This is a genomic window from Streptomyces sp. NPDC088762, assembly GCF_044750905.1.
Classification (GTDB): Bacteria; Actinomycetota; Actinomycetes; order Streptomycetales; family Streptomycetaceae; genus Streptomyces.
On the sequence record NZ_JBIVKT010000001.1, the window covers coordinates 374,113 to 387,827 of the forward strand.

The 13,715-nt window shown below is 73.1% G+C and carries 12 protein-coding genes, 1 tRNA gene and 1 other RNA gene; 6 read left to right on the forward strand and 8 right to left on the reverse strand.

The window, feature by feature from the left end; translation table 11 throughout:
* Positions 1-195 precede the first annotated feature (195 nt).
* The 4 genes from ACIP5M_RS01730 to ffs all read right to left on the reverse strand — a co-directional run bounded on the left by ACIP5M_RS01730 (position 196) and on the right by ffs (position 5,965).
* Positions 196-1,947, reverse strand: a complete 1,752-nt coding sequence (locus tag ACIP5M_RS01730; RefSeq protein ID WP_401190751.1) for a hypothetical protein — start codon at positions 1,945-1,947, stop codon at positions 196-198.
* 289 nt (positions 1,948-2,236) lie between these two features.
* The gene (gene purD, locus ACIP5M_RS01735; protein WP_401190753.1) at positions 2,237-3,490 is read right to left on the reverse strand and encodes a phosphoribosylamine--glycine ligase; all 1,254 of its coding nucleotides are present in this window, start codon (positions 3,488-3,490) and stop codon (positions 2,237-2,239) included.
* Between the two features lie 60 nt (positions 3,491-3,550).
* A complete protein-coding gene (locus ACIP5M_RS01740; RefSeq protein ID WP_401190754.1) occupies positions 3,551-5,803 on the reverse strand; it encodes a DNA polymerase III subunit gamma and tau in 2,253 nt (750 codons plus the stop codon).
* 67 nt (positions 5,804-5,870) lie between these two features.
* Positions 5,871-5,965, reverse strand: an RNA gene (gene ffs, locus ACIP5M_RS01745) — signal recognition particle sRNA small type.
* Between the two features lie 143 nt (positions 5,966-6,108).
* Between ffs and ACIP5M_RS01750 the strand changes: the two genes are divergently transcribed.
* Together ACIP5M_RS01750 and ACIP5M_RS01755 are read left to right on the forward strand one after the other, a co-directional pair.
* A tRNA-Ser gene (locus ACIP5M_RS01750) sits at positions 6,109-6,196 on the forward strand.
* A 118-nt stretch (positions 6,197-6,314) separates the two neighbouring features.
* Positions 6,315-7,274 (forward strand): phosphorothioated DNA-binding restriction endonuclease, encoded by a 960-nt coding sequence (locus tag ACIP5M_RS01755; RefSeq protein WP_401190755.1) that lies wholly within the window; start codon positions 6,315-6,317, stop codon positions 7,272-7,274.
* A gap of 125 nt (positions 7,275-7,399) precedes the next feature.
* Here ACIP5M_RS01755 and ACIP5M_RS01760 read toward each other — a convergent pair whose 3' ends face one another.
* From ACIP5M_RS01760 to ACIP5M_RS01770, 3 genes are all read right to left on the reverse strand, one after another.
* The gene (locus ACIP5M_RS01760; RefSeq protein WP_401190757.1) at positions 7,400-8,281 is read right to left on the reverse strand and encodes a GNAT family N-acetyltransferase; all 882 of its coding nucleotides are present in this window, start codon (positions 8,279-8,281) and stop codon (positions 7,400-7,402) included.
* Between the two features lie 40 nt (positions 8,282-8,321).
* A complete protein-coding gene (locus ACIP5M_RS01765) occupies positions 8,322-9,101 on the reverse strand; it encodes a VOC family protein (RefSeq protein WP_401190759.1) in 780 nt (259 codons plus the stop codon).
* 103 nt (positions 9,102-9,204) lie between these two features.
* A complete protein-coding gene (locus ACIP5M_RS01770) occupies positions 9,205-9,789 on the reverse strand; it encodes a dihydrofolate reductase family protein (RefSeq protein WP_401190760.1) in 585 nt (194 codons plus the stop codon).
* 113 nt (positions 9,790-9,902) lie between these two features.
* Between ACIP5M_RS01770 and ACIP5M_RS01775 the strand changes: the two genes are divergently transcribed.
* The 3 genes from ACIP5M_RS01775 (at position 9,903) to ACIP5M_RS01785 (ending at position 12,080) form a co-directional block, all read left to right on the forward strand.
* Positions 9,903-10,541 carry a TetR/AcrR family transcriptional regulator gene (locus ACIP5M_RS01775; RefSeq protein ID WP_401191829.1) on the forward strand — a complete coding sequence of 213 codons (639 nt, stop codon included), beginning with the start codon at positions 9,903-9,905 and terminating at the stop codon, positions 10,539-10,541.
* A 351-nt stretch (positions 10,542-10,892) separates the two neighbouring features.
* Complete coding sequence (locus tag ACIP5M_RS01780; protein WP_401190762.1) at positions 10,893-11,801, forward strand: helix-turn-helix domain-containing protein; 909 nt, start codon at positions 10,893-10,895, stop codon at positions 11,799-11,801.
* A 54-nt stretch (positions 11,802-11,855) separates the two neighbouring features.
* The gene (locus ACIP5M_RS01785) at positions 11,856-12,080 is read left to right on the forward strand and encodes a hypothetical protein (RefSeq protein ID WP_401190764.1); all 225 of its coding nucleotides are present in this window, start codon (positions 11,856-11,858) and stop codon (positions 12,078-12,080) included.
* A gap of 69 nt (positions 12,081-12,149) precedes the next feature.
* Here ACIP5M_RS01785 and ACIP5M_RS01790 read toward each other — a convergent pair whose 3' ends face one another.
* Positions 12,150-12,962, reverse strand: coding sequence for a VOC family protein (locus ACIP5M_RS01790; RefSeq protein WP_401190766.1), 813 nt, complete (start codon positions 12,960-12,962; stop codon positions 12,150-12,152).
* A 110-nt stretch (positions 12,963-13,072) separates the two neighbouring features.
* Between ACIP5M_RS01790 and ACIP5M_RS01795 the strand changes: the two genes are divergently transcribed.
* Positions 13,073-13,678: an HhH-GPD-type base excision DNA repair protein gene (locus ACIP5M_RS01795; RefSeq protein WP_401190767.1), complete on the forward strand. Its 606-nt coding sequence runs from the start codon at positions 13,073-13,075 to the stop codon at positions 13,676-13,678.
* The last annotated feature ends 37 nt before the right edge of the window (positions 13,679-13,715 follow it).

Below are 13,715 nucleotides of genomic sequence, written 5' to 3' on the forward strand. Positions count from 1 at the left end.
CTTCCCCACCGGCTTCTGCGGGCTTTTAGGACTCCCACCGGCTCTCAGCGGCTCTGCGCGGCTCGGGGAGGCCTCCACCGGCTCCCGGGACGGTACGAAGCCCTCCTGCCGGAGGGGGTCGCGCGGCTTGCAGGGGCACTCAGGGGCCGGGGTGGGCGGCGGTCGGGTTCGGGGCCGGTGCGGCCCTCGGCGCGGTCAGACCAGGCGGACCGGCTTTTCGGGGCGTACGCCGAGGTCTGCGAGCCAGTCGCGCAGGGGCTCCGGGTCTCCGTCCTCGACCAGCGACAGCACGCGCGGCGCCAGGTCGGAGCGGCGCTCGCCGCCGACCAGCAGGATCGGACCGTCGAGCCAGTCCAGGCCGGGGGCGGCGCCCGCGGAGTCCACGGCCGCGCAGCACACCATCGCCGTCACGTGATCGGCGAGCAGGTCCCGGCCGGTGCGCGGCGGCTGCAGCGGGAACAGCGGCACGGCATCCGCGCCGCGCGCCTTCCCTGACCCGCCGGCCGGGCCCGCGGCCCGCTCCTCGCGCGCCAGGTCCCCGGTGAGCCGTCCGGCCAGGGCCTCCCCGGCCGTGCCGTCGCCCAGGGGATCGGTGAGGTAGCCCAGCACCCGCTCCAGCGTGGGCCCGGCGAAGCCGTCTGCCGGGTGTGGCGCGGTGCCCGCGCCCGCGATCGTGGCGGATCCGGCCGGAGCGGCCGGGGCGGCGGAGACGCCCGGAGCCGCGGACCCGGCAGGGCCGGCGGCGGGCGGCAGACCCCCCGGGACGGCGAGCGCGTCCAGCGCGTGGTGCAGTCGGGCCGCCTCCGTACGCCACTTGCGGTCCACGACCTCCTCCGGATACGCCGTCCAGTCCACGGGGGACCAGTCGGGCCCGGTCTCGGCCGGACCGCCGTGGAAGAGCCGGGCGGCCAGCAGCGAGGCCGCCTCGTCGATGACCCCGGGCTGCTCGAGCAGATCACACGCGGGGCGCTCGCCGAGCCGCGAGGCGTACCCCTCGGCCAGCCGGTCCCGCCGGGACAGCTCGGTCAGCGCGGAGACCACCCCGGCGTCCAGGTGCGCCGGCCAGCGCCCCATCCGCCAGGCGGGCAGTGCGACCCGGGTCAGCAGCCGGTCCCAGCCCGCGTAGGCGAGGCCGACCTGCTCCTGGGCGACGATGCGCAGCCCGTAGTCCACATCCTGTGCGCGCTCCGAGGCGGCCGCGGCCACCCCGCGCTCCATCTCGGCGGCGTCGACCCGGCACAGCCGCAGCAGCAGCCGGGCGGGCCCGGCGATCCAGCCGAGGCCGGGCCGGTTGCCCACGTCCACGGCGGCGTCCAGGCCCCTGACGAAGCCGCGGGCGTCGGCTATGTCGGGATGGGCGGAAGGGCCCGTACCGGCGACGACCGGCGCCAGCACCGCCCGCAGCTCCGCGACCCGCATCCACCACAGGAACGGCGAGCCGATCACGAGGACGGGAGCCGCACCGGGCTCGGACTCCGGGCCGGTAGGTCCGGCTATGCCGGCGGATGTCCGCGCGCCGCCGCGGCGGTGGGCGGCGTGGGTGCGGTCCTCCAGCCAGCTGTCGCAGTCCGGCGTCAGGGCTATCGCGGAGGGGGCCGGGACGTCCATCCGGTCGGCCAGGTCCCGCACCAGCCGGTAGAGGTCGGGCGCGGCGGTCTCGGTCAGCGGGACGGTCGGGGTCACGGCGGGGCCGGCCCGCGCGACCACCGCGGCGAATATCCCGCCGACGAGCAGCACCAGCGCGGCGACCGCGCACACGGCAAGGGTCACCGTGGGCCAGGGGTCACCGGCGAGCCGGCCCGTCATCCGGGCGGCCACCAGCACCACCGCGAGGGCGGCGGGCAGCAGCCCGAGGGCCAGGGCCCTGCTGCGCACGCGCAGCACGGCCAGGGCGCGGGACCGCGCGGACGGCACGCCCACTTCCATGATCGAACCGGTTCCGGACACGGCCGGACCTCACCCCCTCTGCCCTGCGACGGCTTTGCTCACTCCCCCACTGTGACACCCGCCACTGACATCGCAATGCCGGTGGGCCAAGTGCCGGAATGCTTGGCAACGCACCCTAGTTGGGGCGCGCCCGGCCGTCAGGCAGACCGGGTGACGATCACCCGATGGAATGGCTTTGGGTAAAGCTGGGTGCGTTCGAAGGCGGCTGGATGCACTCGCACGCGAACACGCCCGCGGGCCCGGGCGCACCTCGTGCGCACCGGGCCCGCGGGATCTGCGGAGCCGCAGTTCAGCGACCCTCGGCCGCCTTTGCCGCGATGTCCGTACGGTGCTGCGAGCCGTCCAGCCGGATGCGCGCGACCGCCTTATACGCCTTCTCGCGGGCCTGCGCCAGATCGGAACCGGTCGCCGTCACGGACAGCACGCGGCCGCCCGCGCTGACGACGGAATCGCCCTCGCGCCGGGTCCCGGCGTGCAGCACGTACGCGTCGGGTCCGTCCTCGGCGGCCACCTCGGCCAGACCCTCGATCGGGTCCCCGGTCCGCGGGGTCTCCGGGTAGTTGTGGGAGGCGATGACCACGGTGACGGCCGCGTCGTCGCGCCACTTGAGCGGGGGCTCGGCGTCCAGGGTCCCGCGGGCGGCATTGAGCAGCACGCTCGCGAGCGGGGTGCGCAGCCGGGCCAGGACCACCTGGGTCTCGGGGTCGCCGAAGCGGGCGTTGAACTCGATGACCCGCACACCGCGCGAGGTGATCGCGAGGCCGGCGTAGAGCAGCCCGGAGAAGGGCGCGCCGCGGTGGCGCAGTTCGTCGACGGTCGGCTGGAGCACGCTCGCCATGACCTCGTCGACCAGCTTCGGGTCGGCCCAGGGGAGCGGGGAGTAGGCGCCCATGCCGCCGGTATTGGGGCCCTGGTCGCCGTCGAGCGCGCGCTTGAAGTCCTGCGCGGGCTGCAGCGGGAGGACGGTGACGCCGTCGGTGATGGCGAAGAGGGAGACCTCGGGGCCGTCGAGGTACTCCTCGATGACCACGCGGTCGCAGGCGAGGGCGTGGTCGCGGGCGGCCGCCCGGTCCTCGGTGACCACGACGCCCTTGCCGGCGGCCAGGCCGTCGTCCTTGACGACGTACGGGGCGCCGAAGGCGTCGAGGGCCGCGTCCACCTCCTCGGGGGTGGTGCAGACGTAGCTGCGCGCGGTCGGGACCCCGGCCGCGGCCATCACGTCCTTGGCGAAGGCCTTGGAGCCCTCCAGCTGCGCCGCCTCGGCCGACGGGCCGAAGACGGGGATGCCGGCGGCCCGTACGGCGTCGCCGACTCCGGCGACCAGCGGCGCTTCGGGGCCGACGACGACGAGGTCGGCCCCGAGTTCGGTGGCGAGAGCGGCGACGGCACCGCCGTCGAGGGCGTCGACCGGGCGGAGCTCCGCCACCTCGGCGATGCCGGCGTTGCCGGGAGCGCAGTAGAGCGCGGAGACGTCGGGGTCGAGGGACAGAGAGCGGCACAGGGCGTGTTCGCGGGCGCCGCCGCCGATGACGAGGACCTTCACGCCGCCCAGGGTAGCCCGGCCGGGGTGGCGCGTTTCGTGCGGCCACCGAATGTGGGCGGGCTACTCGTTCGTGTATTCCTCCACAACGGTGGCTCCGAGCTCGCGCACGATCAGGTCGTGTCCGGTGAGGGCGCTCTCGACGAGGTCGGGATCGTCCTCCTCCGCGAAGTCGTCCTCGGGCGCGACCGGCGGGGGCGCCTGCTGTACGGAGGGCTGCGGGGCGGAAGCCGACTGCTGGGGCTGGTGCGGCTGCTGGGACTGCTGCGGCGGCTGGGCCTGCTGCGGCTGGTACTGCGGGGCGGCGGGCGCGGCCGGGGCCGCCGGAGGCGGGCTGTAGGCGGGGGCGGCCGGGGCCCCGTAGGAGCTCTGGGCGGCCGGGGCCGGGCCTCCGCCACCTCCGCCCACCACCGCGTCGATCTTCCAGTTGACCTGGAACTGCTCGGCCAGGACCGCCTTCAGCACGTCCTCGCTGCCGCTGCTCGCGAAGTTGTCGCGGGCTCCGGCGTTGGGGAAGCCGAGCTGGAGGGTGGTGCCGTCGAAGCCGGTGACCTGGGCGTTCTGGCTGAGCAGGATCCAGGTGAAGCGGCGGCGGTTCTTGACGGCCTCCAGGACGTTCGGCCACATCGCCTGGACCTGCCCGGCGCCTGCGGCCATGCCGGGGGAGGGCGCGGCGGCCGGGGTGGGGGCGGACGCCGCGGGAGCGGCGGTGGGCGCGGGCGCCGGGATCCCCTGGCCGGGCGCGGCCGCGCTGGGCCAGGCACCGGCGGCGGGCGCGGACGGGGCCGGAGCCGGGGCTGCCGGGGCGGCGGCTCCCGGCCAGGCACCGGGGGCTCCGGCGGCGGGGGCCCCGGAACCGGGGGCTCCCGAGCCGGGCTGTGCGGCTCCGGGCCAGGCGCCGGGAGCGGAGGCCGGCGGCGCGGCCTGCACCGCGGGCTCCGGCGGCGCGGGGGGCCGTACGGCTTCGGGAGCCCGCACCGGTTCGGGAGCCGGTGCGTGCACGGGAGCGGGCGCCTGCACGGGAGCGGGGGCCTGCACGGCGGCACGTGCGGCGGCGGCACCGCCACCGGGGCCGGCCGGCGCCATGGCATGCGCCTCGGGGGCGGGCACGTAACCCATGGCGGGCGCGGACCCGGCGGCGTGGAAGGCAGCGGCGCCGCCGCTGCGCTCCAGCCGGTCGAGCCGCGCCTGGAAGGACCGCTCGTCGTCGAAGGCGGCGGGCAGCAGCACGCGGGCGCAGATCAGCTCCAGCTGGAGCCGCGGCGAGGTCGCGCCCCGCATCTCGGTGAGCCCGGTGTTGACGAGGTCGGCGGCGCGCGACAGCTCGGCGGCGCCGAAGACGGAGGCCTGGGCCTGCATCCGCTCCACGACATCGGCGGGGGCGTCGATCAGCCCCTTCTCCCCGGCGTCGGGCACGGCGGCCAGGATGACCAGGTCCCGCAGCCGCTCCAGCAGGTCGGCGACGAAGCGGCGCGGGTCGTTGCCGCCTTCCACCACCCGGTCGACGACCTCGAAGGCGGCGGCCCCGTCCCCGGCGGCGAAGGCGTCGATGACGGAGTCCAGCAGGGACCCCTCCGTGTACCCGAGGAGGGAGGTCGCCATGGCATACGTCACACCGTCATCACCCGCACCGGCGAGCAGCTGGTCCATGACGGACATCGAGTCACGCACGGATCCGGCGCCGGCGCGCACGACGAGCGGCAGCACGCCGTCCTCGACACGGGCGCCCTCGCGCCCGCAGACCTCGCCCAGGTAGTCCCGCAGCGTCCCGGGCGGGACCAGGCGGAAGGGATAGTGGTGCGTCCTGGACCGGATCGTCCCGATGACCTTCTCGGGCTCGGTCGTGGCAAAGATGAACTTGAGGTGCTCCGGCGGCTCCTCGACCACCTTCAGCAGGGCGTTGAAGCCCGCCGAGGTGACCATGTGCGCCTCGTCGATGATGTAGATCTTGTACCGGCTCGACGCGGGCCCGAAGAAGGCCTTCTCCCGCAGGTCACGGGCATCGTCGACACCACCGTGCGAGGCGGCGTCGATCTCGATGACGTCGATGGACCCCGGCCCGTTGCGCGCGAGGTCGCGACAGGACTGGCACTCCCCGCAGGGGTCGGGAGTGGGACCCTGCTCACAGTTCAGGCACCGCGCCAGGATCCGCGCGCTGGTCGTCTTTCCACATCCGCGCGGCCCGCTGAACAGGTACGCGTGATTGACCCGGTTGTTCCGCAGGGCCTGCATCAGCGGTGCAGTGACATGCTCCTGCCCGATGACCTCGGCGAACGACTCGGGACGATAGCGGCGGTACAGCGCAAGGGACGACACGTATACGAGGTTATCCGGGCCCACCGACAACAGCGGCCGGTCGGCGCCCCTCGGACCCCCCGGAACGCAAAGGGCCCCCCACGCACCCGCCAGAGCCCACTTACCCTTGCTGCCTTCCGGCCCTGGGGGAGTTGGGTGAGATAGCGCCACGTGAGGGGCTGGCCCCCACCCTAGCGGATCCCCGCCCCCGGAATCGAGTCCGCTCCTCATGAACCGCCCGCCGCGACCCCACCCGACCCCCGACCTGGACCCCGGCAGACGATCACGTTCGCTAGCACCCCTCAACGTCTTGTATTGTTTGCGGCGGAGGATTCGCCTAGTGGCCTAGGGCGCACGCTTGGAAAGCGTGTTGGGGGCAACCCCTCACGAGTTCGAATCTCGTATCCTCCGCCAGTGCCTCACCGGGCACTTGAAGGCCCCGACCGGGAAACCGGCCGGGGCCTTCTGCGTTCTGCGCCTTCAGACGCCTGTGCGTGCACGTCCCGGGCGGCGATCACTACGATCGCCGGTCATGGACTGGCTGGAGCGGACCGCCACGTTGCGGCAGTGGACCAAGGGCGGGGCTCGCGCTCCGCACAAGCCGCTGCTCTTGCTGTACGCCCTCAGCCGGTTTCAGCAGGACGCCGACGGCGAGCTGATCTACAGCGCGGTGGAGGAGGAGCTGACGCGGCTGCTGGCCGAGTACGGTCCGCCCCATCGGACGACGCCCGCCTACCCCTTCCACCACCTGGTCAGCGACGGGGTGTGGGAAGTGCACACCGACCGGGGACCCGGCAGTCCCGGGAGCGCGGTACGGGAGCTGCGGGCGGCCGGGGCTGCCGGGCGGCTTGCGCCAGGGCTTCGGGCGGCCCTGCGGCGGGAGCCGTCGCTGTTGGGCCGGATGGCGCACGTACTGCTCGACCTGCACTTTCCGCCCTCCCTCCACGGCGAACTGTGCGAGGCGATCGGCCTGGAGCTGGAGCCGGCGGAGACCGGGCGGCTGTCGTCCGCGCAACGCCAGAGGGACCGGCGGATGCGGGAGCTGGTGCTGACGGCTTACGAGTACCAGTGCGCGTTCTGCGGATACGACGGGCGGATCGGGGCGGTGCCGGTCGGGCTGGAAGCCGCGCACGTGCGCTGGTGGGCGTTCGGCGGCCCGGATGACGTCGACAACGGCCTTTGCCTGTGCTCGCTGCACCACAAGCTCTTCGACAAGGGTGTGCTCGGTGTCGGTGACGGCCACCGCATTCTCGTCTCGCAGCAGTTCGTCGGCCGCAGCCCCATGGCCCGCGAGCACGTCATAGCGCTCGCGGGCCGTCCCCTCATCGGCCCACAGCCGGGTGTCCGCCCGGTGGCGGGGAACCACCGCGCCTGGCACACCGGCCAGGTCTTCCGCGGTGCCCCGCGCCCCGGCGCGGATCTTCCCCGGGCCAGACCTCGGGAGGGTTCGCACAGCCGCCCTCAGCTCAGCCCCCGTACTCCCACGGGCTGAGCCAGGGGGAGCCGGTGCGGGCCGGGTGCACGGGCTGGTGGGGATGCGGGCGACCGGGCCCAGGCGATCGTGTTCGCGTACGAAAGCGGCCTGGTCAAGGCCGGGGAAAACGGCTGACACTTCGGCTACAGGTCCAGCTGGTACTCGTAGGCCGTGTGCGTCGGAAGGTAGCCGAGCTCGTCGTTGACGCGCCGCATGTACGGGTTGTTGTCGGCGGTGTCGGTCAGCAGGCCGTCGAGGCGGGGGTGCCGTGCCCGGGCCCGGACGATCGAGGCTGCCTTCATCCAGCGGGCGAGACCGCGGCCGCGGTGCTCGGGCAGCACGGCCGTGCCGTAGTGCTGGGCGTCACCCGTCCCATCGCCGGGGACCACGAGTTCGGTGAAACCGGCGATGGAGCCGTCCGACCGGTCTACGGCCGCCACGGTGTGGAGGAGGTCCCCGCGTGCGGCGACGGCCGCGGCCGCCGCCCGTACCCGAGCAAGGTCCCAGACCACCCGGCCGTAGCTGACGGCGCCCATCGGCATGTCGTCCATGGCGCGGCGCGACGCCACGTACGTGTCGGCGAGCGGCTCGGGCACCATCCCGTCCCACGCCTCCAGCCGGTAGCCGGCATGCGGCTCCTCTGCCAGGGCGGTGAGCGCGGGGAGGTCCGCGTCGGCCAGCGGCAGCCGGGCGTAGGTCAGGGTGAGCGCGGTGCGGAAACCGCCGGCGGTGAGGAAGGCGGCGCCGGGGGAGCCTGCGTCGGCCTGGGCGATGAGGGCGCGCCGGCCGTCCTTGCGGGCGGCGGCGACGGCCGCGTCGAGCAGGAGGGATCCGGCCCGCCTGCGCCGTTCGGCGGGGTGGACCCGGACGTCCAGTTCGGCGAGGTGGAGCCGGCCCTCACCGGTGAACAGGCGCAGGAAGGCGTGCCCGACGGGCCTGCCGTCAGATCCGGAGGCCAGCCAGGCCAGGCGGCGGCCGGCGGAGGTCTCCTCGGGGTCGGTCAGGGCGGTGACGTGGACGGACAAGCGGTCTCCATGGAGGGAAGGGGCGGTCGGCTGTGCGGGGTCACTCGGCCCAGGGCAGGACGCGGGTGCCCTCGGTGCCGGGAACGGAGGCCACGCCGTCCGAGCGCATGGCGACGTGGGCCTCGGCCGGCTGCGGGGCGTGGACCTGGCGGAGCACGTCCGGGGGGAGGACGAGGGTCTGTCCGGCGGTGACCTTCTCGGTACGGCCCGCGCAGGTGACCTCCAGGGCGCCAGCGGTCACCGTCCAGACCTGTTCGCGGCTGACGCAGTGTTCGGGGCCGGTCTGGCCGGACTGCATGGTGACGGTCCAGGTGCTGAGTTCCGTGCTGCCCCGGCTGGGAGCGGCCAGGCCGGTCATGCGGGCGTTCGGAGACTCGGTGACGTTCTCGTCGGTGGGGGTGATCACGAGCATGGCGGGGTCCTCGGTCCGTGCGGGCCCGTCGGGGGTGGCCCATTCGACGAGCTGGACGACGATTCCGTTCGGGTCGGTCAGCTGGAACAGCCGCTCGCCCCAGGCTTCTTCGCGCAGTGCCATCGTGATCGGGGCGCCGGCTGCGCGCAGTCGCAGCTCCTCGGCCTCGATGTCGGTGACCGTGAGCGCGAAGATCAGCCCGGTGGCCTGCTGGTCCCGCTGCTCGGGCGGCAGCACCTCGATGCCGCGCCGCAGCAGCACGATGTCGGCGGCGGCGTCACCGCGGCTCAGGGACGCGAAGCCGTCGGCTTCCACGGCCACTTCGTAGCCGAGGTGGGTACGGAAGAACTCGCGCGAGGCGTCCACGTCGGCGACGGTGAGGGACAGGGTGGAGGTGGTGACGTTCAAGGCGTCTCCTGACGGGTTCGGTCGGGGCGGGTTCGGTGAGGGCGGCCGGGGCGGCCCCTGGATCGCCTGCGGCGGCGGTGCGGATCCGGTGCCGCGCCGGCGCCTATGCGGAGGCCCTGGCGTAGGTGAGGACGACGTTGCCGCCGTCGAACACCCGGCTGTCCGTGAGCCGGAAGGTGCACGGCGAGAAACCGGTGCGGAAGAGCGGGATGCCGGTGCCGGCCACGACCGGGTACTGCTTGACGATCAGCTCGTCGATCTCCGGGAGCAGTTGGCCCGCCAGGTCGCTCCCGCCGCAGAGCCAGATCCCGAGCCCGTCCTCCTGCTTGAGCTTGCGGACCAGGGCGACCGGGTCCTCGTCCGTGACCTCGACGGCCGGGTCCGGGCTGGTGGCGAGCGAGCGCGAGAGCACGATCTGCCGCAGGTGGGCGTAGGGGCTGGTGATGCCGGCGGGCAGCCCCGCGGCGTACGTGGTCCGGCCCATCAGCACCGTGTCGAAGCGGGAGTTGGGCGCGTCCGCGATGCCGAAGGCGGCGCGGGCCGGGGTCGGGATGGTCTCCGGGTACTCGCCGGTCAGGTGCGGGAGGTAGTCCTCGGTGAGGTGCGCCATCAAGAACTCGAAGTCCCCGTCGGGGGCGGCGATGAAGCCGTCGATGGAGGTGCCGATGAAGTAGGTGAGCTTGCGCATCCGGTTCCGTTCACTGGGGAGAACTTTGCGACGGACGTAACTTTAGGTGGAGCGATCTTGATCGGTCAAGCGTATTTTTGCCACGGATGTAAGATTGCTCCATGACTACCGAGATGGGGCTCCGCGAGTCCAAGAAGCAGGAGACCCGGCAGCTGATCTCCGACTGCGCGACCCGGCTCTTCATCGAGCAGGGATTCGAGCAGACGACCATCGCCGAGATCGCCGCCGCGGCGCGCGTGGCCAAGAAGACGGTGACCAACTACTTCCCCCGCAAGGAAGACCTGGCCCTCGACCACCACGACGCCTTCACCGAGGGACTGGCGCGAGCGGTCGCCGAGCGCGCGGCGGGCGAAGAGCCGCTCACGGCCCTGGGACGGACGTTCCGCGGCGCCCTGCTGGCGCACGACCCGGTCGTCGGCTTCACCGGACCCGCCTTCGCCCGCATGGTCGCCGACAGCTCCACCCTCACCGCCCGCCTGCGCGAACTGCACGACCGGCGCGAGGAAGCACTCGCCGAGGCCCTGGCCGCCGCCGCCCCGGACGCCGAGCCGCCCATCGCGCCCCGGGCCGCCGCCGCCCTGATCGCCGCGGCGGACCGCCTGCTGTTCCGGCGCATCCAGGAGCTCACCCTGGCCGGACGCACCGACGACCAGATCGAGGCCATGCTGATCCCGGAAGCCGACCACCTCCGCACCCTCCTCGGCGCGGCCCTGGGCACCCACGGCGACCACCCCACCGCCGTGGCCTGGTGATCCGGTCACGGCGAGAAGACCCGCGCGTCGAGGTTGACGTGCCGAGGCGGACCGTCTGCCGGGTTCAGGGGCGCCGCGACCCGGTGCGACCGTACGTTTCTTTTGCTTCGCAGTACCGAGGAAAAGGACCCTGCCCAACCCCTCCAGCCTCCCCGGGCGACCGTCTCACTCGGACGGGTGAACGGAGCCAACTGGACTGGATTTCCGACTGGTTGCGGGGCATATGCTCGCCCCGACAACTCCAGAAATGAGACGGCCCCCGTCGGGACGGCAATCCCGGGCGAGGGCCTGACCAAGTAGGAAGTAACCGGCTTCCCCATGGCTCACCAACAGGAAGTAACCCCCTTCCCGATGGCTCTTCAGCACCATAGCGCGCCCTCGCGCGCGACGTACGGCGTTCATCACTCCAACGTCCGGCACTCGACCCGGTACACCGTCGTCGGCAATCACCTGCTCCAGAACCCCCACTTGACGCTGATCGCCCGGGGACTGGGCGCGTACATCCAATCCGTGCCGACCGGTACCCGCATCGGCATCAAGGACCTGGCCAGGCGGCTGCCCGAGGGCGAAACGCGGATCGCGCGCGCACTGCGGGAGCTGGAGGCGCACGGGTACCTGGAGCGCGTCAGGGAGCGGCTCCCCAACGGACGGATCGTCACCCGCACGGTGTCCTACAACCACCCCAAGGCCGCCGCCATGGCCCGCGCCGCCACTCCTCCACCACCGCCGCCCGTCGAGCCACAACCGGAGCCCGCTCCCGAGGCGTTGCCGGCCCCTGCCATGCATCCGGAACCGGAACCGGAACCGGTTGAACCCCCGGCCCCGGCCCCCGCACCCGCACCCGCACCCGCACCGGAGGAGCTCTCGGCTGCCCGCACGGCGGCCACCGCCCTCCTCGGCCGGCTGCGGCGGACCGATCACCGGCTGCTCCTCGGCACACGGGACATCGAACGGCTGGCCCCCGGCGTCGAAACCTGGCTGGAGCGCGGTGCGACGCCCGACGCGGTGGCCGCCGTGCTGACGGCGAACGTGCCCGACCCGCTCCGCAGCCCGGCCGGGCTGATCGCACACCGCCTCAAGGAACAGGTACCGCCAGAGCTCGGACCCGTCCTCCGCAGAGCCGCCTACGTACCGCCGGACCCCTTCCAGACCTGCGACGGCTGCGGCCTCGCCTTCCGCAGCCCCGTCCCCGGCACGTGCCGCGGCTGCACCGGCGACTCGGCAGATCGATGCGGTGAATCGGCTGCGACATACGGGTGATCATGAGTAACCCGCCCTGGCGGGGCGGGGCAGGAGGGCGCTATTCCTCCAGCCATGATCAAGAACATCGCCGCCGCCGCGGCGCTCGCTTTCGGCACCGTCCTGCTCGCCTGCGCCCCCGCCCAGGCCGCACCCGCCGCGCCGGCGTCCTTCCCGCTGCCGCCCTACGGCTTCGTCAGCATCCTCCCCGGCCCGCTGGGAGGGCCCGCCCTCCTGCTGGGCCACCCCGCGCACGTCGTCTACGGGCACGCCCCGCTGGTCGTGCACCGCGTGTACTGAGTTCCCTCGAACCCCGTGCCCCTGCCGTGAATCACCGGCAGGGGCACGGGCAAACCAAACCCAAGCCCGTCAGCCGAACTTCGGAACCTCCCCGACCGTCGTCGACATGTCGATCACGGCGAAGGCCGCGCCCTGCTGGTCGGTCAGCGCGGCGAAGCGGCCGAAGGGGCTGTCCATCGGCCCGAAGTGGAGCGCTCCGCCGAGCTTCTTCGCCTTGGCGACCGCCTCGTCGCAGTTGTCCACGCCGAAGAACACCTGGATGTAGGAGGGGATCTCCGGCGGGAAATCGGTGCCCATGTTCATCCGCCCCAGCACCGGGTTCTCCTTGCCGCCCAGGCTGTAGATCTTGTAGTCCATGCCCTCCGCCTCCGGACCGTCACCCACCTCCATCTGCTGGGTGGCGTACGGGAAGACCTTGGGCAGGAAGTCGTCCACCTTCTTCACGTCCCGGCTGAAGAACTCGGCCCAGGCGTAGGAGCCCGACTCTCCGAGCTTCTCGAAGCCCTTGTGCTCCCCCGGCTGCCAGACGCCGAAGACGGCGCCGCTCGGCTCCTTGGCGATCGCCATCGAACCGAAGCTGCCGACCTGCATCGGCTCCATCAGCAGCTCGCCGCCCGCCGCCTTGATCTTCTCCGCCGTGGCCGCCACGTCGGAGGAGGCGAGGTACAGGCACCACTGCGACGGGGCGTCGGCCCCCGGCATCGGCGGGACCACCGCCGCCACCGCCTTGCCGTCCGAATAGGCCTGCGTGTAGTTGCCGTACTCGCTCGCCGCCTCGCCGAAGGTCCAGCCCAGCACCTCGGAGTAGAAGCTCTTCGCGCCCTCCACGTCCGCGAACATGGCGTCCACCCAGCACGGGGCGCCTTCGGGGAACTCGGTCATGATCGTCTCCTGTGTCTTCTTTGACGACAGTACGGATCCACGCTAGGCGGGGCCTCTGACAATCGCGCGTCGGCCGCGCGCGGTCCCCCGCCGCGCGGGAACCTGGAGCCATGGACGACAAGGACAACAAGGACGTCACCATCCGGCTCGCGCAGCAGCCCGAGGCCGACGCGCTGCTCGGCCGCAGCCCGCTCGCCGCCCTCGTCGGCATGCTGCTCGACCAGCAGGTGCCGATGGAATGGGCGTTCTCGGGCCCGTGGACGATTGCCCAGCGGCTCGGCTCCGACGACCTCGACGCGCACGCCATCGCCGCCCACGACCCGGAGGCCTTCGCCGCGCTGCTCTCCGAGAAGCCCGCCGTCCACCGCTACCCGGGGTCGATGGCGAAGCGGATCCAGCAGCTGTGCGCGTACCTCGTGGAGCACTACGGGGGCGAGGCCGAGGCCGTCTGGGCCGATGCCCCGACCGGGGCGGAGCTGCTGAAGCGGCTCAAGGCGCTCCCGGGCTTCGGCGAGCAGAAGGCCCAGATCTTCCTCGCCCTGCTCGGCAAGCGGTTCGGGGTGCGCCCCCAGGGCTGGCGGGAGGCCGCAGGCGGCTACGGGCAGGCGAACGTCTACCGCTCGGCCGCCGACATCACCGGGCCGGAGTCGCTGGCGAAAGTGCGGGCCCACAAGCAGGAGATGAAGGCCGCCGCGAAGGCCGCGAAGACGTCCTGACCCTGATTGACCGGTCTGATTGACCGGTCTGATGGAC

Bases quoted from the DNA above. Each gene is read 5' to 3' on its own strand.
- ACIP5M_RS01770 (WP_401190760.1), bottom strand. From the start codon at position 9,789: ATGCGCAAGCTCACCTACTTCATCGGCACCTCCATCGACGGCTTCATC.
- ACIP5M_RS01755 (WP_401190755.1), top strand. From the start codon at position 6,315: ATGGACTGGCTGGAGCGGACCGCCACGTTGCGGCAGTGGACCAAGGGC.
- ACIP5M_RS01790 (WP_401190766.1), bottom strand. From the start codon at position 12,962: ATGACCGAGTTCCCCGAAGGCGCCCCGTGCTGGGTGGACGCCATGTTC.
- ACIP5M_RS01795 (WP_401190767.1), top strand. From the start codon at position 13,073: ATGGACGACAAGGACAACAAGGACGTCACCATCCGGCTCGCGCAGCAG.
- ACIP5M_RS01785 (WP_401190764.1), top strand. From the start codon at position 11,856: ATGATCAAGAACATCGCCGCCGCCGCGGCGCTCGCTTTCGGCACCGTC.
- ACIP5M_RS01775 (WP_401191829.1), top strand. From the start codon at position 9,903: ATGGGGCTCCGCGAGTCCAAGAAGCAGGAGACCCGGCAGCTGATCTCC.
- ACIP5M_RS01780 (WP_401190762.1), top strand. From the start codon at position 10,893: ATGGCTCTTCAGCACCATAGCGCGCCCTCGCGCGCGACGTACGGCGTT.